This window comes from Mesorhizobium japonicum MAFF 303099, assembly GCF_000009625.1.
In the GTDB taxonomy this organism is placed as follows: Bacteria; Pseudomonadota; Alphaproteobacteria; order Rhizobiales; family Rhizobiaceae; genus Mesorhizobium; species Mesorhizobium japonicum.
In genome coordinates this window covers 3,265,221-3,289,315 of record NC_002678.2, presented here as the reverse complement: position 1 = coordinate 3,289,315, position 24,095 = coordinate 3,265,221, and the positions used below count along the sequence as shown (strand labels likewise).

Sequence of the window (24,095 nt, the reverse complement as noted above, 5' to 3'; positions counted from 1 at the left end):
GTCATTTTCTCCTCGTCACGATGTGCCGCAGCCGAATTCCGATATTTCTTGGCAAGCCGTCAAACCTTTGTCGCCAAACAGCGGTCATCTGCTACGATAGCCGTAAAAGCATGCGACGGGAGGGAAGAAGCGTCATGGCCAGCGTGAAATCCGCAGCTAAGTCGAAGAAAAAAGCCACGGCAGCGGCAAAAACGGAGGAAAGGCCAGCCAGGCTCGCCGATTACCTGCTCGCCCGCGCGCCGGCGGAAGACATTGCCGCCTATGAGGCGGCCGACCTCGCACGTGCCGCTGAACTTGCCGGCCAGGCGGTCGCCGGCCACAAGAAGGGCGGGTGCGTGGTTGCCGTCGACACCGATTCGGGCGTCGTTCGCGAAGGTCGCCCGGTCACGGTGATCACCGTCGTCAACGACAACATGCCGTTCCTGTTCGATTCCATCCTGGGCGAGATCACCGAGACATCAGGCGAACCGACGCTGGTCACCCACCCGGTCATCACCGTTCGCCACGGCAAACGCGGAGTCGAGGAAATCCTCGGCGACGGCAATTTCGCCAAGGACGATGGCAGCCACGACCGGCTGAGCGTCATCCATGTCCACATACCGCGGCTGACGGCGGAAGCGGCGAACGCCCTGACCGAGCGGCTGCGCAAGATGCTTGGCCAGGTCCACGCCGCGGTCAAGGATTGGAAGCCGATGCTGGCCCGGCTCGACCAGGCGATCTCGGAATTCCGCTATTCGGCGGTGCCGCTCGACAAGACCAGCGTCGCTGAGGCGATCGCCTTCCTGGAATGGCTGCGCGACGACAATTTTACCTTCCTCGGTATGCGCGAGTTCAAATACTCCGGCGGCGAGGAAAGCGGCAATCTGGAGCGCGCCGACAAGCCCGGCCTCGGCATCCTGTCCGATCCCGATGTGCTGGTACTGAGGCGCGGCACCGAAGCGGTGACGACAACGCCCGAGATTCGCGCCTTCCTGCACGGGCCGGAGCCGCTGATCGTCACCAAGGCCAATGCCAAGTCGTCCGTGCACCGCCGCATTTATCTCGATTACATCGGCGTCAAGACCTATACCCCGAAGGGCACGCTTGCCGGCGAACTGCGCATCGTCGGCCTGTTCACCTCGACCGCCTACACGCGCTCGGTGATGAAGATCCCGTATCTCAGGTCCAAGGCCGAAACGGTCATCGCCAAGTCCGGCTTCGACCGGCATGACCATTCCGGCAAGGCGCTGATCAACGTGCTGGAAAGCTATCCGCGCGACGAACTGTTCCAGGTCCCGGTGCCGATTCTGCGCAGGCACGCCGAGGCTATTCTGGGCCTGGTGGAGCGTCCCCGCGTCAGGGCGCTGGTGCGTGCAGACCAGTTCGACCGCTTTGTCTCGATCCTCGTCTTCGTGCCGCGCGACCGTTACGACAGCGTCGTGCGCGAGAAGATCGGCGCCTATCTGAAAAACGTGTTCGAAGGCCGGCTGTCGGCCTATTACCCGGCCTTCCCCGAAGGTGGGCTGGCGCGCGTGCATTTCATCATCGGCCGCTCCGGCGGCAAGACGCCGAAGGTCGAGCAGGCGACGATCGAGGCGGCCATCCGCGACATCGTGCGGACATGGGAGGATGCCCTTTCCGACGCAGCGGATGCGGGTGGCGGCGACCAGGCGTTGAAGGCCATCGCCGCAAGGCTGCCGGAAAGCTACCGGGACACGTTCAGCGCGGCCGTGGCGCTGGCCGATGCCGGGCGCATCGCCAGGATCAGCGCCGCCAATCCGATCGCCATCGACTATTACCGCCATGCCGAGCAGAAGCCGCACCAGGCGGCGCTGAAGATCTATCACCACGGCAGCCCGGTGGCGCTGTCGCGGCGTGTGCCGGTGCTGGAAAACATCGGCTTCCGCGTCATCAGCGAGCGCACCTTCGAGGTCGGCGACGACCAGTCCGGCACAATCAACAGTGATCAGCCTGGCATGGTCTTCATCCACGACATGGAACTGGAGAACAGCTACGGCAAGCCGATCGACCTTACCGATGGCGGCGCGCTGTTCGAGGACGCTTTCCTGTCGGTGTGGCGCGGCGACGTCGACAATGACGGCTATAATGGCCTCGCCCAGACCGCCGGCCTGTGGTCCGGCGAGATCACCATCCTGCGCGCCTATGGCCGCTACCTGCAGCAGGTCGGCATTCCGCAAAGCCAGGATTTCATCGCCGCCGCGCTCAACCGCTATCCCGATATCGCACGCGGCCTGCATGCGCTGTTCATCGCCCGGCTTGGCCCGACGGCCGAGACCGAGGGCGTGGTGGCGGCAAAGCACCTCAAGGCCAAGATCAAGGACGCGCTGGAGGATGTGCCGAATATCGATGACGACACCATCATCCGCCGCTATCTCAACCTGATCGAAGCCTCGCTGCGCACCAATCATTTCGTTGCCGATACGAAGCAGAAAGGCCAGTCGCTGGCGATCAAGCTCGAGTCGCAGGCGGTCGAGGGTCTGCCGGCGCCACGGCCATGGCGCGAGATCTTCGTCTACGGTTCCGAGGTCGAGGGGCTGCATCTGCGCTTCGGCCCGGTGGCGCGTGGCGGCCTGCGCTGGTCGGACCGCGCCCAGGACTATCGCACCGAGGTGCTCGGCCTGGTCAAGGCGCAGCAAGTCAAGAACGCCGTCATCGTGCCGGTCGGCGCCAAGGGCGGCTTCTTCCCCAAGCGCCTGCCGGCGGGTGGCAGCCGAGACGCGATCTTCGAGGCCGGCACCTCGGCCTACAAGAATTTCGTTTCAAGCCTTTTGTCGATCACCGACAATATCGGCCTGGACGGCGTCATTCCGCCGGCCGGCGTCGTCAGGCGCGACCAGGACGATCCCTATTTCGTCGTCGCCGCCGACAAGGGCACGGCGACCTTCTCCGACACCGCCAACGCCATCTCCGAGAAGCATGGCTTCTGGCTCGACGACGCCTTCGCCAGCGGCGGCTCCGCCGGCTATGACCACAAGAAGATGGGCATCACCGCCAAGGGCGCCTGGGAAGCGGTCAAGCGGCATTTCCGCGAAATCAACCGCGACATCCAGACCTCGCCTTTCACCGTCGTCGGCGTCGGCGACATGTCGGGCGACGTGTTCGGCAACGGCATGCTGTTGTCGCCGCAGACAAGGCTGATCGCCGCCTTCGACCATCGCGACATCTTCATCGATCCCGATCCCGACATGGCGGCCTCGATGGCCGAGCGCGAGCGCATGTTCGCGCTGCCGCGTTCGAGCTGGCAGGACTATGACAAGACCAAGCTGTCGGAGGGCGGCGTCATCGTTTCGCGCAGCCAGAAGGCGATCACCTTGCCGGTGGCGGCCGCAGCGGCGATCGGCCTGGCCAAGACGACCGCCACGCCGGCCGAAATCATGACCGCCATCCTCAAGGCACCGGTCGATCTCCTGTGGTTCGGCGGCATCGGCACGTATCTCAGGGCCTCCACCGAAACCAATGCCGAGGTCGGCGACCGCGCCAATGACGCCATCCGCATCACCGCGCTCGACGTGCGCGCCAAGGTGATCGGCGAGGGCGCCAATCTCGGCGTCACGCAGCGGGCCCGCATCGAGTTCGGCATGAATGGCGGCCGCTGCAATTCCGACGCCATCGACAATTCGGGCGGCGTCAACTGCTCCGACGTCGAGGTCAACATCAAGATCGCGCTGGCATCGGCCATGCGCAAGGGATCGCTGACGCGCCCGGCCCGCAACAAGCTGCTGGCCGAGATGACCGAGGAGGTCGGCGGGCTGGTGCTCTCCAACAACTACCAGCAGACGCTGGCGCTTTCGATCGCCCGCAAGCGCGGCCTTGCCGACATCGCGCATCAGGCCCGCTTCATGTCGGCGCTCGAAGCGCGCGGCCTGCTCGACCGCGCGGTGGAGACGCTGCCGTCGCCGGCCGCCCTTGCCGAGCGCGAGGCGCGCGGCGAGCCGCTGACCAGGGCCGAACTCGGCGTGCTGCTCGCCTATGCCAAGATCGTGCTGTTTTCCGACATCGTTGCCAGCGACGTGCCTGACGATGCGCATTTCGACCGCGACCTGATGGGCTACTTCCCGGACCGGATGGCGAAGAAATACGCCGCCGAAATCCACGGCCACAGGCTGCGCCGCGAGATCATCGCCCGCGTCGTCGCCAACGATCTGGTCAATCGCGGCGGCCCGTCCTTCGTCAACCGGCTGCAGGAAGCCACGGGTCGCACCGCCGCCGACGTGGTGCGCACCTTCGCCGTGGTGCGTGACGGCTTTGCGCTGCCGGCGCTCTATCGCGAGATCGACGCGCTCGACAACCAGATCGACGGCCAGGTGCAGCTCGATCTCTACCAGATGGTCAGCCGGCTGATTTATGTGACCAGCGGCTGGTATCTCAAGAACGATGCCGGCACGGCGCCGCTCGGCCAACGCATTGCTGAGCTGCAGGACGCGCGCAAAGCGCTGGAGCCGAAGCTGGTTTCACTGCTGCCGGCGTTTTCGCGCGAGCGGATCGAGGAGAAGCGGCACGGGCTGTTCAAGGCCGGCGCGCCGGAGCGGCTGGCCGAGCAGCTGGCGCTGAGTGAGGTGGCGGAGCTGATCCCCGACATCGCGCTGACGGCGCGCACGGCCGGCGCCGACATCGTCGCGGCAGCACGTGCGTTCTTCGCGGTCAGCGATGCCTTCCGCATCCCGCGCGTCGAGGACGCAGCGCGCTCGATCACGCCCTCGGACTATTATGACCAGCTCGCTTTGTCGCGCGCCACCGACACGATCGGTGCTGCACGGCGCGGCATTGCGGTGGCGGCCCTCACCGGCCATGCCAAGGCGGCCGATCCGGTGGCGGCCTGGCTGGAAGCCGGTGGCGAACGCGTGACGCGCATCCGCGAGCGACTGCAGGCGCTGACCGAAGGCGGCGACATCACCGTGTCGCGGCTGTCCGTGGCGTCGGGGCTGATGAGCGATCTGACCGGAATGTGAGGCTTCGGAGGCACCCTCCCCCTCGTTGGGGTGAGCAGCCGGTTCGCGAAGCGAATTAATCGTGCCGGTGGCACGATTAAAGGCCGGCGAACGCCGGGACGCTGCGAAGCAGCGGGGACCCGGCCGGGCGGTTGATCGATAAGCAACCCGGCCCTTCGCAAGCTCAGGGCTTTCGAAGCTCGAAAAGCCAAGCAATTGGCTTTTCGTTTGCTGCGCAAACCGCTGCTCACCCCACAAGGGGGAGGTAGGGGTTGGCGCCCGCGACGCTTGTCATTTGCATGACCCAGGGAAAACATGCAGACATGGCGCCGCCGACGAAACGCAGGCGAGTGGAGGTGAAATGACCGAGGTAGCAGTGCAGCGGGCGTCCGGGCGCGGCATCTGGGGATGGATGTTTTTCGACTGGGCGGCGCAGCCGTTCTTCACGGTCGTCACCACCTTCATCTTCGGTCCGTATTTCGTCTCGCGCATGGCTGGCGATCCCAACACCGGCCAGGCGGTCTGGGGCTACGGCATCGCCGCGGCAGGGCTGGTCATCGCCGTGCTGTCACCGATCCTCGGTTCGATCGCCGACCAGACCGGGCCGCGCAAGCCGTGGATCGCTTTCTTCGCCGCGATCAAGATCACCAGTCTCGCTTTGCTCTGGTTTGCGGCACCCGGCTCGAACCTGTTCCTGGTCGTGGCGCTGTTTTCGCTGGCTTCGGTGGCGGCCGAATTTTCCACCGTCTTCAACGATTCGATGATGCCGCGGCTGGTGCCAAAGAGCGAGATCGGCCGCATCTCCAACACGGCCTGGGGGCTCGGCTATCTCGGCGGCATGATCGCGCTGATCTTCGTCGTCACCTGCCTCGCCGGCTCGCCGGAGACCGGCAAGACGATCATCGGCATCGACCCGCTGTTCGGGCTCGACCCGAAACTCGGCGAGGACGCGCGCGCCACCGGGCCGCTGTCGGCCGGCTGGTATTTCCTGTTCATCCTGCCGATGTTCTTCTTCACGCCAGACGCCATCAAGGGCATCCCGATCGGGCCGGCGGTGCGCGAGGGCCTGCTGGAACTGAAATCGACGCTGGCCGAAGTGCGCAGGCGCGGCGGCATCTTCCGTTTCCTCGTCGCCCGCATGATCTACCAGGACGGCGTCAACGCGCTGCTGGCGCTCGGCGGCACTTTCGCGGCGGGCATGTTCCATTGGTCGATCACCGAGATCGGCATGTTCGGCATCATCCTCAATGTCGTCGCCATCTTCGGCTGCTGGATCGCGGCACGCCTCGATACCGCACTTGGCTCCAAGGCGGTGGTGATGATCGCGCTGGTCATGCTGTCGATAGCGACCATAGGCATCATCTCGACGGGGCCGGGCTTTACGCTGCTGGGCCTGATCCAGCTGCCGACCACCGATTCGGGCGGCCTGTTCGGCACGGCCGCCGAGAAGGCCTATATCCTCTACGGCCTGTTGATCGGCCTGGCTTTCGGCCCGGTGCAGGCGTCTTCGCGCTCCTACATGGCGCGCAGCGTGACAGCGGCGGAATCCGGCCGCTATTTCGGCATCTACGCGCTGGCCGGACGTGCGACCAGCTTCCTGGCGCCGTTCCTGGTGGCGACCATCACCGCGCTGAGCGATTCGGCGCGCCTCGGCATGGCGGTGATCATCCTGTTCCTCGGCATCGGCATGGCGATCCTGGTCAGGACGCCCTATCCGGCGGATCGGCCGGCGGAGTAGCTCCACTTTCCCTTCTCCCACAGGGGGAGAAGGAAGAGGGCGCTCAGTGCCGGAAATGCCTCACGCCCGTAAACACCATCGCAATGCCGTGTTCATCGGCCGCCGCAATGACGTCCTTGTCGTTCATCGAGCCGCCCGGCTGGATGACGGCGGTGGCGCCGGCGGCGACTGCGGCAAGAAGACCGTCGGCGAAGGGGAAGAAGGCATCGGAGGCGACAACGGACCCCGTGGTCAGCGGCTCAGTCATGCCCGCAGCCTCGGCCGCGTCGAGCGCCTTGCGGGCGGCGATGCGGGAGGAATCGACGCGGCTCATCTGGCCCGCGCCGATGCCGACTGTGGCGCCATCTTTTGCATAGACGATGGCGTTCGACTTGACATGCTTGGCGACGCGGAAGGCGAATTTCAGGTCGGCCATTTCGGCTGGCGTCGGTGCGCGCTTGGTCACCACTTTCAGTTCGAGGTCGTCGACCACGGCGTTGTCCCGGCCCTGGACGAGCAGGCCGCCGGCAACGGATTTGACGGTCGTGCCGGGCGAACGCGGGTCGGGAAGGCCACCGGTGACCAGCAGGCGCAGGTTTTTCTTCGCGGCAACGATCGCCGCCGCCTCGTCCGTGGCATCAGGGGCGATGATCACCTCGGTGAAGGTCTTCACAATGTCCTCTGCCGCTTCGGCGTCGAGGGTGCGATTCACAGCGACGATGCCGCCGAAGGCAGAGACCGGATCGCAGGCGAGCGCCTTGGCATAGGCTGATTTCAGCGACGTGCCCTCGGCGACGCCGCACGGGTTGGCGTGCTTGATGATGGCGACCGCGGCGGAGCGGCTGGGATCGAACTCGCCGGCCAGTTCGAAGGCGGCGTCGGTGTCGTTGATGTTGTTGTAGGAGAGCTGCTTGCCCTGCAGCTGCCGCGCCGTGGCGACACCCGGGCGCTTGTCGCCATTGACGTAGAAGCCGGCGCTCTGGTGCGGGTTTTCGCCGTAGCGCATCACTTCGGTCAGCCTGCCGCCGAAGGCGCGCCAGGTCGGATGCTCGATCTCCAGCGCCTCGGCGAACCAGCCGGAAATCGCCGCGTCATAGGTGGCTGTGCGGGCAAAGGCCTTGGCCGCCAGCTTCTTGCGGAAATCCAGGGACAGCGAGCCGATGTTCATTTCCAGCGCGTTCAGCACCGAGGCATAGTCGCCCGGATCGGTGACGATGGCGACATAGGCGTGGTTCTTGGCCGAGGCGCGGATCATCGCCGGGCCGCCAATGTCGATGTTCTCGACGATGGCCGCATAGTCGGCGCCGGAACGGCGGACTTCCTCGAACGGATAGAGATTGGAGACGAGGAGATCGATCGGCTCGATGCCGTATTTGCGCATCGCCGCCGCATGCTCGGGGTCGTCGCGCACGCCAAGCAGCGCGCCATGCACGGAAGGATGCAGCGTCTTGACGCGGCCATCCATGATCTCGGGGAAGCCGGTGAGCTCCGAGACGTCGCGCACCGCCAGGCCGGCCTCGGCGATCGCCTTGGCGGTGCCGCCGGTCGAGACCAATTCGACACCGGCTGCAGCCAATGCCCTGGCGAAGTCGATGAGGCCGGTCTTGTCGAAGACCGAAAGCAAGGCACGGCGTACGGGAACGAGGTCCGGGGCGGGAATGTTCTTGGCGGCGACGGCCATGGGCTGGCGGCCTTTCACGGCTGGAGGGGCAAGCCCGCGCCGTAGCACATGACATCAGGAAATCAAGCGGCAAGCTTGGTGGTGGCCGGCACGGTCAGTTGTTTTCCGGATAGCCGGCGATGCTGGTGCGGGTCAGCTGCCAGTGCACTTCGGATACGTCCGAAGCCTTGAAGGCAAGCACGATCTGCCGGCTTCGGCGCGGGCCGCCAAGACCGGCGAAATAGATCGATTCCTCGACCTCCGGCACCACTTCGCCTGAGGTGAACACCCAGCTGTCGGCCTGGTCGGCGGTCAGCACCAGCCGGTCATGTTCGTCCTGCAGCAGGCTGATGTCGGGGTGGAGGTGGAAGCGCACCGTGATGAAGTCGCGGCCATTGTTGCGGATCGCGGCATTGCCGGGCCGCTGGAACCGGTCCCTGCCGGCCAGCACATTGCCGTTGGACGACAGTTTCAGCTCGCGCTCGTGCAGGAAGCCGAAACGCGGGACATAGCCGTCATGGCGGGCGATGAAGCCCTGGACGCCCTTCTGGTCGATGCGCTTGCACTGCACTTGCTGCGGGCCGCCGATCAGTGGCGAACCCAGCAGGTCGTTGACGCGCAGCGAATGGCTGAAGCGCGCCGACGAGGTGTCGTTGATGGTGGCGGTCGAGTGCGCGGCGGTGGCGCGGGCCAGCGGCCGGAACTCGGCGGCGCCATAGGTGTCGATACCGGCATTGACGATGTAGTGCTGGCGACCGGACGATAGTTCAAAGGCGAGGCAGCCGGCGTGGGCTGCGTTGGACACGTCGACCGGCGGCGGCATGCCGGTGTCGGCGATGACGGTGACGCCGCCCATCGACAGCCGCTCATAGCCCGAATGCGGCGCGTGCAGCAGCGGCGCGCCGGCGGTGTCGTCATGCCGCAATATTGTGGCGATGCGGTCATGGATGGTGGCGCCCATGCCGTTGAAGCGGGCGAGGCTGCCATCCTGGTGGCGGAAGAAGCGCAGCGCCGGCAGCATGCGGTCGATGGCGCCGATCAGCGCCTGCGGCGGGGTCTCCGCCTGGTTGGCGTAGGTCTGGCGCAGCGGCAAAAGGTCGGCGAGGATTTCCAGCACCGACATTGGATTGCGTGAGATATGGCCGCCATCGGCGAGGATCTGGCGGTTGAGTTCCTCGGCGAGGTTGCGGGTGGCGCCGCGCAGCGCCGAAGCTGGCGCCGGCAGGGAAAGCGCGGCGAAGGCAAGTGCTATGCGGGCGCGCAGCCGGTCCTTGCCGTCGGGCATTTCGCGCGCCATCGACCTGAGATAGCGGATCTGGACGGCCAGCGACTTCAGGAAGGCGCGGTAGAAGGGGAATTCGGCGCCCTGCAGCACGACGGAGGAATGCTGCAGCCAGGCTATGATGCGCTTGGCCGTCGTCCCGGGCTCCCAGGCGATGCCGGCAATGTTGTTTCCGTGCATGGCGATCCAGTCGGACACCAGGGCACGCGCATTGGCGGCGGCAAGTTCGGTGCCGGCGGCGCGCATGTGGCGCAGCCAGCGAAAGCCATGCAGCGTCTTTTGCCAGCCATGATTGGGCACGTTGATCTGGAAGGGCGATTTGCCGCCGGTCTCGACCAGGTGCCCCGACAGGGGATAGCGGCCATAATAGATCTCCAGCGCGATCTGCGGGTCGGCCAGCCGCAGGTCCGGCGGTGCGATCAGCACGCGTTCGGGCGTGCGGCCGGAATAGCGCCAGCGATAGACCGGCCCGGCGCGCAAGCGCCGGCGCGTCTTGCGCCAGAACTCCTTCGCGACAAGCGTCCACAGACGCGTCGTGTTGCTGGCAGCCAGTGCCAAAAGCCCTCCTGGTCCGTCCTCTACCCCAGCGCAAGCTTATATGATTCAAGAACTTATGCGAAGGCGGATTTCTTTCAACCGACCCACTTCGCGCGGCCGTGGCCGTGGTCGTCCCTAAAAAAGTCGCGTCTGCCGTGACTTATGTCCTCTTTTGGTGGCGGCGAAACCTGCGGGGCGAGCAGTTTTCGCGGTCGCGAAAGACTGCTTTAAAGAGCGCGGCGCATGCGCGCGGCAAAGAAGCCGTCCAGGCCCGAGCGCTCCGGGGCACCGAGATCAAGGTCGGCGGGCGTGGTGCGCAGCGTGCCTTGCGCCGTCAGGAAAGGGTCGATGCCGGCGATCTCCCCTTGCCGCAGCGGATCGTCGACGACCACTGGCGTTTCCTTCAGAAACGCCAGATGAAGCTCTTCCCCTTCGAGCGGGTCGAGCGAACAGTTGGAAAAGACGATCCGGCCACCGGGCCTGACCAGCGTGACGGCGCGGGCGAGCAACCGCCTTTGCAGGTCGGCGAGCTTTTCGACATCGGCCGCCGTCTTGGTCCATGGCACGTCGGGATGCCGTCGCACCGTGCCTGTCGACGAGCAGGGCGCGTCGAGCAGCACCGCATCGAACAGCTCCGCGGGCTCGTATTTGAGCAGGTCGGCCTGGACGATCTCGGCCGACAGGCCGAGGCGGTCGAGATTCTGCGCCAGCCGCGCCAGCCGGTTCTTCGAGGTATCGACAGCGGTGACCTTGGCGCCGGCCAGGATCAGCTGGGCGGTCTTGCCGCCGGGCGCGGCGCAGAGGTCGGCGACACGCAATCCGCCGACATCACCAAAGAGCCGCGCCGGCAGGCTGGCGGCGGCATCCTGGACCCACCAGGCGCCTTCCGCGAAGCCGGGCAGGTCGGTGACGGCTCCGGCAAGGTTTTCCACGCGCACCGTGCCGGTGGGCAGCACGATACCGCCGAGCTTTTCGGCCCAGAGTTCCGGATCGGCCCTAACCGAGAAGTCGACGGGCGCCTCGTAACGGTGCGCGGCGAGGATCTGTTTCGCTTTGTCCTCGCCATAGGCGGCTTTCAGCCGGTCGGAGAACCATTTTGGCGCTTCGTCGGTGGCGGCAAGGGCGGCGGGCAGTTCCGTCTCCTTGGCCCGGGCCAGCGTGCGCAGCACGCCGTTGACCAGACCGGAGAAACGTTGGGTGCGCGGATCGGACTTGGCATGGGTGACCGCGAGGTCGACGGCGGCGCTGTCGGGAATGTCGAGGAACAGGATCTGTGCCGCCGCCACATGCAAGATGTGCGACAAAGCGGTGGCGTTGGGCGGCAGCGGCTTTTCCAGGCGCCGCGCCAGCAGCCCGGTGATGGTCATGCGGAAGCGCAGCGCGGTGACCAGAATGGCCCGCACCAGGCCACGGTCGCGCAAATCGAGCGCCTTGTATTGCGGGTGGCCGTTCTCATGGTCGGTCAGTCCGTCGAGCGGTGTCCTGGCGTCGATGACAGCGGCCAGCAGCCGCGCCGCCGCCTTGCGGGCGGCGAGACCGGCGACGAATTCGCCGCCGTCTCTATGGTCCTGATCGCCTGAGCCTGCGCGTCGAGGTCCCGCCACGCTCACGACCATCGGCCTTTGGGCCCGGTCGGATTGCGTCCCCATGGGTTGGCCTTCGGCCTTTCCGGCTCCGCCGGCTGTTCTGCTTGAGGGGCCTGGCCCCACGGGCCGGACGGCTGTTGTTCCCCGGCCTGCCTAGGTGTCGGGCGCGGGGCGGCTTGGGTGCCGCCCGCCATCTGCTGTGCCATCTCCTGCAACGCGGCGATGCGGTTGTCGGTGCTGGGGTGGGTGGAGAACAGATTGTCCATGCGCTCGCCGTGCAGAGGATTGATGATGAAGAGATGCGCCATCGCCGGATTGCGCTCCGCATCGGGGTTGGGAATGCGTTCGGCGCCGCGGGCGATCTTGTCAAGCGCCGATGCCAGCCAGAGCGGGTGTCCACAGATTTCGGCGCCGCGCCGGTCGGCCTCGTATTCGCGGGTGCGGCTGACCGCCATCTGCACGATCATCGCGGCAAAGGGCGCCACGATCATCGCCGCCAACACGCCGACAAAGCCGAACGGGTTGTTGTCGCGGTTGCCGCCGAGGAAAAAAGCGAAATTGCCCAGCATCGAGATGGCACCGGCAAAGGTGGCGACGATGGTCATGGTCAGCGTGTCGCGGTGCTGGACGTGCGCGAGTTCGTGCGCCATGACAGCCGCGACCTCTTCATGGGTCAGCCGCTGCAACAGGCCGGTGGAGGCGGCGACCGCCGCGTTCTGCGGATTGCGGCCGGTGGCGAAGGCATTGGGCTGCGGATTGTCGATCAGATAGGTCCTGGGCATCGGCAGCCCGGCCTGCTTGGCCAGCGCCTGGACGATGGCGTAATATTCCGGCGCATTCTTCTCGTCGACCTCGACGGCGCGGTTCATCGACAGCACCATCTTGTCGGCGTTCCAGTAGCTGAACAGATTGGTGCCGGCGGCGATCAGCAGCGCGATCATCATGCCGCCCGAACCGCCGATCAGGAAGCCGACGCCCATGAACAGCGCCGTCATCGCGGCTAGAAGCATGGCGGTGCGAAGAGTGTTCATCGTCTGCTCCTATCCAGATGATGGTGAAGAGGGGTCGATCGTCGTGGGTTCATGGCTATATGATGGGAAACACCTGCCGCTGTTTCAATCCGCGTGGAATATCGCATGACCGACGAAACCAGTAAAACGCCCGCTGAAACCGATGGCGATGCCTCGCCGAAGGATCTGACGCCCGCCGCGCGACGCGCGCTGGCCGAGGCCGAGGCCCGGCGCGCCGCGTATCGCGAAAAGGAAGCCGCCCTGCCGAAGGAAGTCGGCGGCCGTGGCGGCAAGGAACCCGGCCGCTACGGCGACTGGGAAGTCAAAGGCCTGACCAGCGACTTCTAGGGTGCATTGATATTCAGGTGAGGCCGGCCTGCAAATGGCTGCTACCTGCGCTCCGGTGGTTCAAGCAGCGTCGCGCTGGGCCTCGAGCGCCAGCCAGCCGCGCTCGTCGATGGTGATGCCGACGCCGTCATAGCCAGCGATCGCGGCATGCTGCGTCGGCAGCGGGTGCGAATGTGTGGCGCTGATCACCATGACCGAAGCCTGCGCGGCCTCGGCCGCCGCGATGCCGGCCGGAGCATCCTCGAACACCAGGCAGTCGCGCGCATCGACGCCGAGCCGTTGTGCGCCAAGCCGGAAACAGTCAGGGGCCGGCTTGCCACGCGAGACGTCTTCAGCCGCAACGATGACCGCGGGGACAGGAATGCCGGCAGCCTCCATGCGCGCAAGCGCCAGGGAGCGCGGCGCCGAGGTGACGATCGCCCAGCTTTCGCCCGGCAGCGCCTTGAGAAATGCCACGGCGCCGGCGATCGGGACAATGCCATCCAGATCGGCGGCCTCGGCTTTCAGCAGCAGGTCGGCCTCATGCGCCGGGTCGACGCCTGGAAGGGCAAGGTTGGTGATGGTCTCGATCGCCCGCACGCCGTGGATCGTCGGCAGGAAGGAAGCGACGTCGAGGCCATGGCGGCGCGCCCAATCGCTCCACACCCGCTCCGCCGAGGCGATGGAATTGATCAGCGTGCCGTCCATGTCGAAAAGGAAGGCCGCGAATTTTCTGCCAGCAAACATGATTTTCCTTGAAATCCGGGGGAGCGCGTCGAGGGAGGGCACAACCGTAACGTCAAGGCGCGGACATGGAAAGGCACGAGGGTGTATTTTGCGGCGGTCCAGGGAACCACGGCCACCTTGCGGCGTTTGAACGGCATTATTTTTCATGACGATCGAAGGGGACCTGCGATGCTGATCCGGCTCGGCTACGAAATCGCCATTGAATGCGCCGAGGCCACTCCGGTGATTTCGCTGCTTGAGATCCACAAGGACAGGCAAGCCGACATCAAGCGGCAGACGCGTGTCCTGACTTCGCCTTCGGTACCGACCAAGCTCTACCATGACCTGCATGGCAATGGCTGCCGCCGCTTCACCGCACCGGCCGGCACCTTTCGCATCCTCTACGACGCAGTAATCGAAGACAGTGGCGAGACGGACGAGGTCAACACGCTGGCCCGGGAAGTGCCGGTGGCCGAATTGCCCGACGAGGTGCTCTTCTATCTCCTCGGCAGCCGCTATTGCGAGACCGATCACCTCAGCAGTCTCGCCTGGCAGCTCTTTGGCCATCTTCCCTCCGGCTGGGCGCGGGTGCAGGCGATCGTCGACTATGTCCACAACCGCCTGTCGTTCGGTTACGGCTATGCGCGATCGACCCGCACGGCGGCACAGGCGCATGAGGAGCGGGTCGGCGTCTGCCGCGACTTCGCCCATCTGGCGATCACGCTCTGCCGCTGCATGAACATTCCGGCGCGCTATGTGAACGGCTATCTCGGCGATATCGGCGTGCCGATCGATCCGGCGCCGATGGATTTCTCGGCCTGGATGGAAGTGTTCCTCGACGGCAAATGGTACACGTTCGATCCACGCCATAACCAGCCCAGGACCGGCCGGATCGTCATCGCGCGCGGCCGCGACGCCACCGACGTGCCCTTGCTGCACAGTTTTGGTCCACACCGGCTCTGCCTGTTCAAGGTGTGGACCTATGAGCAGGAGGGCAGATCGTTCAATCCGCCCCATCGCGGCATCGACAGGACGGTCAGCGCACAGATGCTGGCGTAGTTCTTCGCACTGTTTCGTGTCCCGCAATCTCGGGACAGTTGGCCTGTTGCGGCACAGAGGGCCTGTGCCGCAACAGGACGTCGCGGAGCATTCCGCGCTTGCCTCGATTTGAGCATGGTAAGCGGTCGGTAAACACCGCCGAAGCCGCGACTTTCCGTTTACCAGTCATTCACCTTCGAAACAGCCGAAATCCAACAAAAACAACGGGTTGATGGTTCGCGGCCCGGTTCCGGCGCTCGACGAGCGGCTTCCGGCTGGAATCCTGCATTGCCCTCATTGCGGCGACGAGGCCGAGGCAAGCGGAGGCTGTTGGAATGCGAAATTACAGGGGTCTTGTTCACGCGGTCGGCGGGTTCGCCAGACACAGCGGTGGAAATTTCGCAATCCTGTTCGGCTTTGCTGCCTCGGTCTTGGCGCTGGCCGCCGGCTTCTCGGTCGACATCTCGCAGCTCTACAACGCCAAATCGGGCCTGCAAGGCGTGGTCGACGCCGCGGTGACATCGACGGCGCGCGACCTGACGACCGGGGTCATCAAGGAAGCCGACGCCAGCAAGGCGGTGCAGAACTTTCTGGTGGCCAACAGCATGGCGGGCATTCTGCAGCCCGACCAGATCGTGCTCGACAGACTGGTCGTCGACAGGACCGCCAACACGGTGCAGGCGGACGCCCATGTCGATGTCGCCCTGTTCTTCCCGGTTTTCGGCATGGGCAATACGCAACGCGTCACCGCGTCGACGACATCGCTTTATTCGGACAAGACCATCGAAGTGGCGATGATGCTCGATGTGACCGGATCGATGGCCGCCAACTGGTGGGCAAAGACCGACAAGATCGGCGACTTGCAGGCCGCCGCTTCAACGGCCGTCGAAAATCTGCTGGACAACAACATCGACCCGAACAATCCGCGCGTGCGCGTGGCGATAGTTCCCTATGCCGAAGCGGTGAATACGGGCGGCCTCGCCGACAGCGTTTTCGTCGAGCAGGCAGGGGGCTCGAACCTGCCACCACCAGTGCCATCGGCGGGTGCACCGATCCCGGTTGGCTCATCCGTGACCCTGCGGCCCGACAAATGCGCCACCGAGCGCAAGGACAAGGACGGCTATGCCGATTACTCGTCCGACGGGCCGTCCGAGTTGCGCAGGAACAATCAGAACCAGGAGTATCTCGCCAAGGTCAACCGCGATGATCGCATGGGTACCTGCCCGAAGCCGGAGCTTATTCCGCTGACAGCCGACAAACAGAAATTGCTCGACACGATTGCTGATTTCAAGGCGGCAGGCGTGACCGCCGGCGGCATCGCTGTGCAGTGGGGCTATTACATGCTCTCGCCGTCCTGGCGCTCGACCATTGTCAACGCCCGGCTGGGCAGTGGTCCTGCCAATTTCGACAACAGAAAAGTCGGCAAGGTCGCGATCCTGATGACGGACGGCCAGTTCAACACGGCGTTCGCCGCCGGGCGCGGCGCGCCCAGATCGCAAAATGCCGGCCAGATGTCGCGAAGCAATGCCGAAAGCATTTGCGACAACATGAAGCGCGACGGCATCGAGATCTTCACCATAGGCTTCGACCTCGACGATCCGTCGATGACATCGACCGAGCGGGATCAGGCAAAGAGCGTGCTCCAGGACTGCTCCACGGCCGATACGTCCACCCTGAAGCATTATTACGAGGCGGCTACGGGTCCCGAACTGGACGAAGCATTCAATGCCATCGTGCAGAACATCGAGCGGCTGACGATCGCCAAGTGAACCGCCGTGGCCTCTGGCGACATTGGGCCAACGGAAAAGGCCGCCGCTTCTTTCGAAGCCGGCGGCCTTCCGTGTTTCCGTCCATGGCGCGGCCTGTGGCGGCAACCCCTTCGGGTTACCTGCCGCGCATCTCGCGCCTTAACGGGAAGACTGCTTCCCGAAAGTGCAATCCGCTGAGGCCACGTTCTGGAAAACGAAATCACTCGACATCGGATCACCTCCTTTCGATTTGTTGAACACGTAGAGATGATGGGGTCTGATTTTGCAAATGGCAAGGCATCATCTCCAAAAAGCCGGTGGTGTGTCCTTCCGGACGGGCCGGCCAGATGGGCGGCTTGCAGTCCAAGGGCAAACAGACAACATTGTCGCCTTGGCTTCGGGGAGGAAGCATGGACGCCACCGATAAGGCCGCGCGGATCGTTCGAACGGTTGTTGAAACGCTGAAGCCGGGCTTTGCCGTCAAGCTGTGGACCGGGGAACGGATCGGTCCCACCACCGGCCCGCTGCTCACCATCAACGACCCGGACATTGTCTGGCAGATGGTTCGCCGCCCCACCTTCTCGACGCTGATCGAGATGTGGATTTCCAAGGCAGTCGACGTCGAAGACGGATCGCTGTTTGATTTCTACGCCCTGCCTTCGCAAGGCAAACTCAGGTCGAAACTCAAGACATTGCCAAAGCTGGCGATCCTACGTGATCTGCCAGCCGTGCTGTTTTCGAGGAAACAGATGACGGCGCGGACTGATCTTTCGGGGCGCAATCCGTTCGTCAGCGGTTCGAGCCAGGAAGCGATCCAGCATCACTACGACATCTCGAATGCCTTTTATCGGCTCTTTCTCGACGAACGCATGGTCTACAGCTGCGGTTACTTCAAGGATTTCGCTAACGGCATCGATGAGGCCCAGGCCGACAAGCTCGACCATATCTGCCGCAAGCTGCGGCTGAAGCCCGGCGAAAGACTGCTCGACATCGGCTGTGGCTGGGGAGCGATGCTGATCCATGCCGCGAAAAATTATGGCGTCACCGGCCACGGCGTCTCGCTGTCGGAAGCCCAGACGAAGCTCGCTCGTGAGCGCATTCGCGCCGAGGGGCTGGAGGACAAGATCACCATCGAGATAAAATCCTATGCCGAACTCACTGGTACCTTCGACAAGATATCGTCGATCGGCATGTTCGAACATCTGGGGCTCGCCAACCACGCCGCCTACTTCTCCACCGTCCATCGGCTGCTGAAGCCGGGCGGCATCTATCTGCATCACGCCATCACCAGGCGCAGCAAGGGCGACATCAAGAAGACCCTGCGCAAGGGACCGGAATACAAGGCGCTGATCAAATACATCTTCCCCGGCGGGGAACTCGACACGATCGGCATGACGCTCGGCAATCTCGAGGCACATGGCTTCCTCGTCGCCGACGTCGAGAATTTGCGCGAGCACTATGCCCGCACCTGCAGGCTGTGGGCCGAACGCCTGCAGGCCCGCTTCGACGAGGCGATCGCCGAGGTCGGCGAGGCCAAGGCACGGCTTTGGCTGCTTTATCTCACCGGCTGTTCGATCACCTTCGATCGCGGCTCGGCGCAGATTTTCCAGACAGTCGTCACCAGGCGCGCGCGGGGGCCGAGCGGATTGCCGCCGACACGGGCCGACCTTTATCGGTAGTTACAGAAAATGCATCGCATCGCCGAGCTTGATACCGGCCGGCCTGTCCACCGTGCAGTAGACGCCAAGGTTGTGCGCGTTGTGGCGGACCAGGTTGCGCAGGATCCGCGGGTCGTTGTCGAAACCGTCCTGGGCGATGATGGTGAAGCCGCAGCGGCGGCAGGGTTCGGAAATTGTCAGGAGCAATTCGCCGATGGCGAGCTTGCGGCCGATCCATTCCGTTTCGGGAAATGAGCCTTCGACAGCCGCCATATCGACAACGATGTTGGGGCGAAAGCGGCGCGGGTCGGAGGCGCCATCCGGATGCAGTGCCTTCAGCCGCGCCAGCGAGGCCGTGGTCAGGAGATGGATCGGCGCCTTGGTGTAGCGGGCGGCGGTGACCGGGCCGGCATAGGCCGGCGGCGCATTCTCCCGGCCGAAGGGCCGGATCGAGGCGGCAAAGCCGAGATAGGCCGATATGGTACGGTCGCATTCGGCGCCGGGGGCGCTCAGCCAGTCGCCGTCGGGGACGGCGATCTCCAGGTCGCGATCATTGACCAGTCGGGTGCGAATGCGCGGCACCTTGTGCCATTTCGCCTCGCGGTCGGGCCGCGCGATCTCGTTGTCCGAGGTATCGACGAGGCCGAACATGCGGTCGCCCGCCATGCCCGCCGGTCCGACCAGGATGGCGTCCTGGCGCTCGCCGGCGAGCGAACTCGCCGGATAACGCCAGAGCTGGCTGACAGAGCCCAATGCCGCTTCGCCCGGCATCAGCCCTTCTTGTTCTGCCGGTTGGCGATGAGGTCGTCGACGACGGCCGGATCGGCGAGCGTCGAGGTGTCGCCAAGGGTAGAAAAATCGTCCTCGGCGATCTTGCGCAGGATGCGGCGCATGATCTTGCCGGAACGTGTCTTGGGCAGGCCAGGGGCGAACTGGATCTTGTCGGGCGAGGCGATGGCGCCGATCTCCTTGCGGACATGGGCGATGAGCTCCTTGCGCAGATCCTCGGTCGGTTCCTCGCCCTTCATCAAGGTGACGTAGCTGTAAATGCCCTGGCCCTTAATGTCGTGGGGGTAGCCGACGACGGCGGCCTCCGAGACCTTGTCATGGCTCACCAGCGCCGATTCGACCTCGGCCGTGCCCATGCGGTGGCCGGAGACGTTGATGACGTCGTCGACGCGGCCGGTGATCCAGTAGTAGCCGTCGGCGTCGCGGCGGCAGCCGTCGCCGGTGAAGTACTTGCCCTTGTAGGTGGAGAAATAGGTCTGCACGAAGCGGTCGTGATCGCCATAGACGGTGCGCATCTGGCCCGGCCAGGAATCGGTGATGCAAAGATTGCCGTCGGCGGCTCCTTCCAGCACCTTGCCTTCGCCGTCGACTAGCTGCGGCTTGACTCCGAAGAAGGGCCGCGTCGCCGAGCCTGCCTTGAGGTCGGTGGCGCCTGGCAGCGGCGTGATCAGGATGCCGCCGGTCTCGGTCTGCCACCATGTGTCGACGATCGGCACCTTGCCGTTGCCGACGACGTTGAAATACCACTCCCAGGCTTCCGGATTGATCGGCTCGCCGACTGAGCCGAGCACACGCAGTGATTTGCGCGAGGTCTTCTTCACCGGGTCGTTGCCGGCGCCCATCAGCGCGCGCAGCGCCGTCGGGGCGGTGTAGAAGATGTTGACCTTGTGCTTGTCGATGACTTCCCAGAAGCGCGACTGCGAGGGGTAATTCGGCACACCCTCGAACATCAGCGTGGTGGCGCCGTTCGCGAGCGGGCCATAGACGATGTAGCTGTGGCCCGTCACCCAGCCGACATCGGCGGTGCACCAGTAGATATCGCCGTCATGGTAGTCGAAGACATATTGGTGCGTCATCGAGGCATAGACGAGATAGCCGGCGGTGGTGTGCAGCACGCCCTTCGGCTTGCCGGTCGAGCCTGAGGTATAAAGGATGAACAGCGGGTCTTCCGCCTTCATCTTCTCGGGCTTGCACTCGGCCTTCACCGTCGCGACCTCGTCGTGATACCAGAGGTCGCGGCCCGGCGCCCAGCCGACCTTGCCGCCGGTGCGGCGCACGACGAGGACGTTCTTCACCATGACGAAGTTCTTCGCGGCGATGTCGATCGCCTTGTCGGTGTTCTCCTTCAGCGGAATCGACTTGCCGCCGCGCAGGCCTTCATCGGCGGTGATGACGAAGGTCGATTCGCAGTCGACGATGCGGCCGGCCAGCGCATCGGGCGAAAAGCCGCCGAAGACGATCGAATGGATGGCGCCGATACGCGTGCAGGCCAGCATCGCATAGGCGGCTTCCGGGATCATCGGCATGTAGATGGTGACGCGGTCGCCCTTCTTGACGCCGTGCTTCTTCATCACATTGGCGAGCCGGCAAACGCGCTCGTAGAGCTCGTTGTAGGTGATCTTCTTGTCGTCGTAGGGGTTGTCGCCTTCCCAGATGATGGCCGTCTGGTCGCCGCGCTTCTTCAGATGGCGGTCGATGCAGTTGTAGGAAACATTGGTCAGCCCGTCCTCGAACCATTTGATCGAGACCTTGCCGTCGAAGGAGGTGTTCTTGACCTTGCTGAAGGGCTTGAACCAGTCGATGCGCTTGCCGTGCTTGCCCCAGAACTTGTCCGGGTTCTTGATGCTGTCGGCATACCATTTCAGGTACGTGTCGTTGTCGATCAGCGCATTCTTCTTCCACGCCGGCTGGACGCGATGGACATGAACCTCGGACATTCCTGACTTTCCTCCCAAACCAATCCGCCGGCTTGAACCGCCGGCTGGATCGCGACGAAGCGGCCGCGAATTCGGCGGCATTATTACCAGTTCCGACGTTACGGCAATATTAGACGTTGGGTTTGCGTGGCGGGATGCCGCAGGGGGCCTTTCCGGGGCTGTCAGCACTCGAAGGAGTTCGCTGCTAACCGCATGTTTTCTCATGCTAAACCCGGTTTTGATGAAGAAAAAATCAATAGACGATTAATCAACGGCGCGCACAATGAGCCGTGGGAGGAAAGGAGAATCAACCAAGGACCGCCAAGGGGGACCGCAATGCGCGACCATGCCGAAATGGACCTGATGCTCAGGGGTTATGGCCTGACCACGGCCAAGATTCTTTATCATTTCCCCGACCATCCGCACCTGCTGCAGAGCTTCATCTGGCAGGACTACGACATCGCTCCGACGTTTCCGGTGCTGATCAAATTCATCGAATTCTGGAAGGCCAAGCTCGACGGGCCGCTGCACTCGGTCGTCTACACGCACCAGAAGCTGATCGCACCGAACGAATGGCGCAAGGTGGATGGGGAGTTCGTGCTGCACTAAGGCGTGCCGATATTCAGGTGAGGCCGGCCTGCGAATGGCGGCCTCCTGCGCTTCCCCGTTCTACTGCGTCGCAGTAGAACTGAGCTCACGTACAAAAAGTACGCTCCGCTCCGGTTCTCGGAAGCCACCATTCTCGACTCGGCCTGACCTGAATCTCAACACGCCTCGGCTTCGGCGCGTGGCGTTCACACCGCCTGCGGGTTCAGCCGGGCAAAACCTTCCTGGCGGCGATAGGCGAAATACGGATAGGGCGCGGTGACTTCGCTTGCGGCGTCGAGTTTTTTCATCTGCTCCGGCGTCAGCGACCAGCCGACGGCGCCGAGATTCTGGCGCAATTGTTCCTCGTTGCGGGCGCCGATGATGACGGAGGAAACGGTGGGGCGCTGCAACAGCCAGTTGATGGCAATCTGCGGCACGGTCTTGCCGGTTTCCTGCGCCACCGCGTCGAGCGCATCCATCACCCGGTAAAGATGCTCGTCTTCGACCGGCGGGCCGAAGCCGGCGGTGTCGTGCAGCCGGCTCTTTTCCGGCAAAGGCTGGCCGCGGCGGATCTTGCCGGTCAGGCGGCCCCAGCCGAGCGGGCTCCACACCAGCGCGCCGACGCCCTGGTCGAGGCCGAGCGGCATCAGCTCCCACTCATAGTCGCGGCCGACCAGCGAATAGTAGACCTGGTGCGCGACGTAGCGCGGATAGCCGTGCCTGTCGGCTTGCGCCAGCGACTTCATCACCTGCCAGCCGGAAAAGTTGGAGACGCCGACATAACGCAGCTTGCCGGCGCGCACGAGCTCGTCCAGCGTCGACAGCACCTCCTCGACCGGCGTGCCGGCGTCGAAGGCATGCAGTTGCAACAGGTCGATATAGTCGGTGCCGAGGCGCTTCAGCGCGGCGTCCACGGATTTGATCAGGCGCGAACGGGAAGAGCCGTAGTCGGCCGGCCCATCACCCATAGGCAAGGACGTCTTGGTCGAGATCAGCACGGCGTCGCGCCGGCCCTTGATGGCTTCACCAAGGACTTCTTCCGAGGCGCCGTTCGAATAGACGTCGGCGGTGTCGAACAGATTGACGCCAGCTTCCAAGCAGATGTCGACCAGCCGCCGCGCTTCCTTGGCGTCGCTGTTGCCCCAGGCGCCGAACAGCGGTCCGGAGCCGCCAAAGGTTCCCGCGCCAAATGAGAGTGCGGGCACTTTCAGGCCTGACGCGCCGAGACGTCGATAGTCCATGATTTTGTCCTTTCAATTGCCGGATGAAGTCAGTTGCCGGCTGCTCAATTCTTGATCAGTTGGCCGAGATCGATGGCCTCGGCCATGGCCCGGTTTCCCTTGTCGCCCGGATGGAGGTGGTCGCCGGAATCGAACTCCGGCAGCAGGCGTGTCGGGTGCAGGGGGTCGCGGAGCAGCAGGTCGAAGTCGACGACCGCATCGAAGGCACCACTGGTTCTGATCCAGTTGTTGACCTTCTGGCGCAACGCTTCTTTTTCAGGCGTGTAATAGGCATCGAGCGGCGTGCCGCTCAGCGCGCCCTCAAAGGGCGTCAACGTGCCGCCGACGATGATCAGATTATGGGCGTGGGCCTGGGCTGCGAGTTGCAAGTATCCAGTGGTGAGTGCCGCCAGAGAGGGTAGGGATTTCTCAGGTGCGAATGGCGTGCCGGGCCAGCTGATATCGTTGATGCCGATGAGCAGGATGACTGCCTTGACGCCGGGCTGAGCCAGCACGTCACGGTTGAAGCGCGCCGAAGCCTTCACGCCCATCGCATCATCCAGCAGCCGCGCTCCGGATATGCCTGCGTTGAGCACCGACACTTGCTTCGAGACGAGGCGCTCGGCGAGGACGTCCGGCCACCGGTTGTCGGCGTCCAGCGTGGCGCCATTGCCGTCGGTGATCGAATCGCCGATGGCGATGACGGCGCCATTATTTGCCGGCGCATCGACCAGGATCTCGCTGACCAAGGTACGCGCGTCGGTGGTCTGCGCGGCCGCGATGGTTTCGGAAGCCGTCTGGTTGCCGTCGCCGATATAGGCGGTCTGCTTGCCGTCCCAATGGAAGGTGGCGATCGGTGTGGGCTGCGGCAGATAGACCGATATTGAAAGGCGGCTCAAGGCGTCGAGGGGCAATTCCACCGGATCGCTGACCAAAGGCGCGCCTGCCGGAACTGTTGCCTTTGCCTGACCGCCGAATGTGACGGCACGATCGGTGCCGGCCGTGATTTTCGAGTCCTCGCCAGCTCTCGCCGCACGTATTTCGCCGATCTGGATCGGCACGTTTGAATATTCGTTCGACAGGACGATGCGGAACCGCCTGCCGCCAACGCTGGTCCTGACCGTCTGGCGTATGGTCTGGTTCTCGAGCTTTGGCACCATTTTCACCGGCAAGGCAAAATCGGTTCCCCATGTCGGTTGAGGGCTGGCCGTCCAGGTGCCCACCCAATCCTGTTTCTCGTTGGCAATTGCCGGGCTGACCATCGACGAAGCCGCCAAAGCGAGCGCGCCCAGCGTCAGGCGCGTTGCCAGCAGGGCAACGGTGGTGCGGCGGATCGGAAGCGTCATAGGGTTCTCCTCTCGGGTC

Annotated in this window: 16 protein-coding genes; 7 read left to right on the top strand and 9 right to left on the bottom strand. The window is 64.3% G+C overall.

Translation table 11 applies throughout. The annotated features are described in order from the left end of the window. The first annotated feature begins 134 nt into the window (after positions 1 to 134). A complete protein-coding gene (locus MAFF_RS17090) occupies positions 135 to 4,949 on the top strand; it encodes an NAD-glutamate dehydrogenase (RefSeq protein ID WP_044548412.1) in 4,815 nt (1,604 codons plus the stop codon). 340 nt (positions 4,950 to 5,289) lie between these two features. Then, the gene (locus tag MAFF_RS17085) at positions 5,290 to 6,666 is read left to right on the top strand and encodes an MFS transporter (RefSeq protein WP_010912184.1); all 1,377 of its coding nucleotides are present in this window, start codon (positions 5,290 to 5,292) and stop codon (positions 6,664 to 6,666) included. 43 nt (positions 6,667 to 6,709) lie between these two features. Here the strand turns inward: MAFF_RS17085 and purH are convergent, their stop codons facing one another. The 4 genes from purH to htpX form a co-directional block, all read right to left on the bottom strand. Beyond that, on the bottom strand, positions 6,710 to 8,326 hold the full coding sequence (gene purH, locus MAFF_RS17080; RefSeq protein ID WP_010912183.1) for a bifunctional phosphoribosylaminoimidazolecarboxamide formyltransferase/IMP cyclohydrolase: 1,617 nt from the start codon (positions 8,324 to 8,326) through the stop codon (positions 6,710 to 6,712). A gap of 94 nt (positions 8,327 to 8,420) precedes the next feature. Continuing rightward, complete coding sequence (locus MAFF_RS17075) at positions 8,421 to 10,145, bottom strand: heparinase II/III family protein (RefSeq protein WP_044548410.1); 1,725 nt, start codon at positions 10,143 to 10,145, stop codon at positions 8,421 to 8,423. A 206-nt stretch (positions 10,146 to 10,351) separates the two neighbouring features. After that, positions 10,352 to 11,740: an RsmB/NOP family class I SAM-dependent RNA methyltransferase gene (locus tag MAFF_RS17070; RefSeq protein WP_010912181.1), complete on the bottom strand. Its 1,389-nt coding sequence runs from the start codon at positions 11,738 to 11,740 to the stop codon at positions 10,352 to 10,354. Next, positions 11,731 to 12,741 carry a zinc metalloprotease HtpX gene (gene htpX / locus MAFF_RS17065; RefSeq protein WP_010912180.1) on the bottom strand — a complete coding sequence of 337 codons (1,011 nt, stop codon included), beginning with the start codon at positions 12,739 to 12,741 and terminating at the stop codon, positions 11,731 to 11,733. Before htpX ends, MAFF_RS17070 begins: the two co-directional genes overlap by 10 nt. Before the next feature lie 105 nt (positions 12,742 to 12,846). On the opposite strand from htpX, the gene MAFF_RS17060 reads away from it, so the two are divergent. Further along, positions 12,847 to 13,068 (top strand): DUF1674 domain-containing protein, encoded by a 222-nt coding sequence (locus MAFF_RS17060; protein WP_044548408.1) that lies wholly within the window; start codon positions 12,847 to 12,849, stop codon positions 13,066 to 13,068. A 60-nt stretch (positions 13,069 to 13,128) separates the two neighbouring features. Here MAFF_RS17060 and MAFF_RS17055 read toward each other — a convergent pair whose 3' ends face one another. Next, complete coding sequence (locus tag MAFF_RS17055) at positions 13,129 to 13,794, bottom strand: HAD-IA family hydrolase (RefSeq protein ID WP_010912177.1); 666 nt, start codon at positions 13,792 to 13,794, stop codon at positions 13,129 to 13,131. A gap of 168 nt (positions 13,795 to 13,962) precedes the next feature. Between MAFF_RS17055 and MAFF_RS17050 the strand changes: the two genes are divergently transcribed. From MAFF_RS17050 to MAFF_RS17040, 3 genes are all read left to right on the top strand, one after another. Continuing rightward, positions 13,963 to 14,832, top strand: coding sequence for a transglutaminase-like domain-containing protein (locus tag MAFF_RS17050; RefSeq protein ID WP_010912176.1), 870 nt, complete (start codon positions 13,963 to 13,965; stop codon positions 14,830 to 14,832). A gap of 314 nt (positions 14,833 to 15,146) precedes the next feature. Continuing rightward, on the top strand, positions 15,147 to 16,580 hold the full coding sequence (locus MAFF_RS17045) for a pilus assembly protein (RefSeq protein WP_010912175.1): 1,434 nt from the start codon (positions 15,147 to 15,149) through the stop codon (positions 16,578 to 16,580). Positions 16,581 to 16,969: 389 nt separating this feature from the next. Then, positions 16,970 to 18,238, top strand: coding sequence for an SAM-dependent methyltransferase (locus MAFF_RS17040; protein ID WP_010912174.1), 1,269 nt, complete (start codon positions 16,970 to 16,972; stop codon positions 18,236 to 18,238). Here MAFF_RS17040 and MAFF_RS17035 read toward each other — a convergent pair whose 3' ends face one another. After that, positions 18,239 to 18,988, bottom strand: a complete 750-nt coding sequence (locus tag MAFF_RS17035; RefSeq protein ID WP_010912173.1) for an MOSC domain-containing protein — start codon at positions 18,986 to 18,988, stop codon at positions 18,239 to 18,241. Then, the gene (gene acs, locus MAFF_RS17030; RefSeq protein ID WP_010912172.1) at positions 18,988 to 20,943 is read right to left on the bottom strand and encodes an acetate--CoA ligase; all 1,956 of its coding nucleotides are present in this window, start codon (positions 20,941 to 20,943) and stop codon (positions 18,988 to 18,990) included. The genes MAFF_RS17035 and acs overlap by 1 nt, the downstream gene beginning before the upstream one ends. Before the next feature lie 315 nt (positions 20,944 to 21,258). On the opposite strand from acs, the gene MAFF_RS17025 reads away from it, so the two are divergent. After that, positions 21,259 to 21,531, top strand: a complete 273-nt coding sequence (locus MAFF_RS17025; protein WP_044548405.1) for an usg protein — start codon at positions 21,259 to 21,261, stop codon at positions 21,529 to 21,531. Positions 21,532 to 21,716: 185 nt separating this feature from the next. Here the strand turns inward: MAFF_RS17025 and MAFF_RS17020 are convergent, their stop codons facing one another. Both MAFF_RS17020 and MAFF_RS17015 read right to left on the bottom strand, forming a co-directional pair. Then, positions 21,717 to 22,751, bottom strand: coding sequence for an aldo/keto reductase (locus tag MAFF_RS17020; RefSeq protein ID WP_010912170.1), 1,035 nt, complete (start codon positions 22,749 to 22,751; stop codon positions 21,717 to 21,719). A gap of 44 nt (positions 22,752 to 22,795) precedes the next feature. Beyond that, on the bottom strand, positions 22,796 to 24,076 hold the full coding sequence (locus MAFF_RS17015) for an SGNH/GDSL hydrolase family protein (RefSeq protein WP_010912169.1): 1,281 nt from the start codon (positions 24,074 to 24,076) through the stop codon (positions 22,796 to 22,798). Positions 24,077 to 24,095: the final 19 nt, after the last annotated feature.

What these genes read in the sequence shown, in the direction of transcription:
- MAFF_RS17090 (WP_044548412.1), top strand. Translation starts at nt 135, where the DNA reads ATGGCCAGCGTGAAATCCGCAGCTAAGTCGAAGAAAAAAGCCACGGCA.
- MAFF_RS17085 (WP_010912184.1), top strand. Translation starts at nt 5,290, where the DNA reads ATGACCGAGGTAGCAGTGCAGCGGGCGTCCGGGCGCGGCATCTGGGGA.
- purH (WP_010912183.1), bottom strand. Translation starts at nt 8,326, where the DNA reads ATGGCCGTCGCCGCCAAGAACATTCCCGCCCCGGACCTCGTTCCCGTA.
- MAFF_RS17070 (WP_010912181.1), bottom strand. Translation starts at nt 11,740, where the DNA reads ATGGTCGTGAGCGTGGCGGGACCTCGACGCGCAGGCTCAGGCGATCAG.
- htpX (WP_010912180.1), bottom strand. Translation starts at nt 12,741, where the DNA reads ATGAACACTCTTCGCACCGCCATGCTTCTAGCCGCGATGACGGCGCTG.
- MAFF_RS17060 (WP_044548408.1), top strand. Translation starts at nt 12,847, where the DNA reads ATGACCGACGAAACCAGTAAAACGCCCGCTGAAACCGATGGCGATGCC.
- MAFF_RS17055 (WP_010912177.1), bottom strand. Translation starts at nt 13,794, where the DNA reads ATGTTTGCTGGCAGAAAATTCGCGGCCTTCCTTTTCGACATGGACGGC.
- MAFF_RS17050 (WP_010912176.1), top strand. Translation starts at nt 13,963, where the DNA reads ATGCTGATCCGGCTCGGCTACGAAATCGCCATTGAATGCGCCGAGGCC.
- MAFF_RS17045 (WP_010912175.1), top strand. Translation starts at nt 15,147, where the DNA reads ATGCGAAATTACAGGGGTCTTGTTCACGCGGTCGGCGGGTTCGCCAGA.
- MAFF_RS17040 (WP_010912174.1), top strand. Translation starts at nt 16,970, where the DNA reads ATGGACGCCACCGATAAGGCCGCGCGGATCGTTCGAACGGTTGTTGAA.
- MAFF_RS17035 (WP_010912173.1), bottom strand. Translation starts at nt 18,988, where the DNA reads ATGCCGGGCGAAGCGGCATTGGGCTCTGTCAGCCAGCTCTGGCGTTAT.
- acs (WP_010912172.1), bottom strand. Translation starts at nt 20,943, where the DNA reads ATGTCCGAGGTTCATGTCCATCGCGTCCAGCCGGCGTGGAAGAAGAAT.
- MAFF_RS17025 (WP_044548405.1), top strand. Translation starts at nt 21,259, where the DNA reads ATGCGCGACCATGCCGAAATGGACCTGATGCTCAGGGGTTATGGCCTG.
- MAFF_RS17020 (WP_010912170.1), bottom strand. Translation starts at nt 22,751, where the DNA reads ATGGACTATCGACGTCTCGGCGCGTCAGGCCTGAAAGTGCCCGCACTC.
- MAFF_RS17015 (WP_010912169.1), bottom strand. Translation starts at nt 24,076, where the DNA reads ATGACGCTTCCGATCCGCCGCACCACCGTTGCCCTGCTGGCAACGCGC.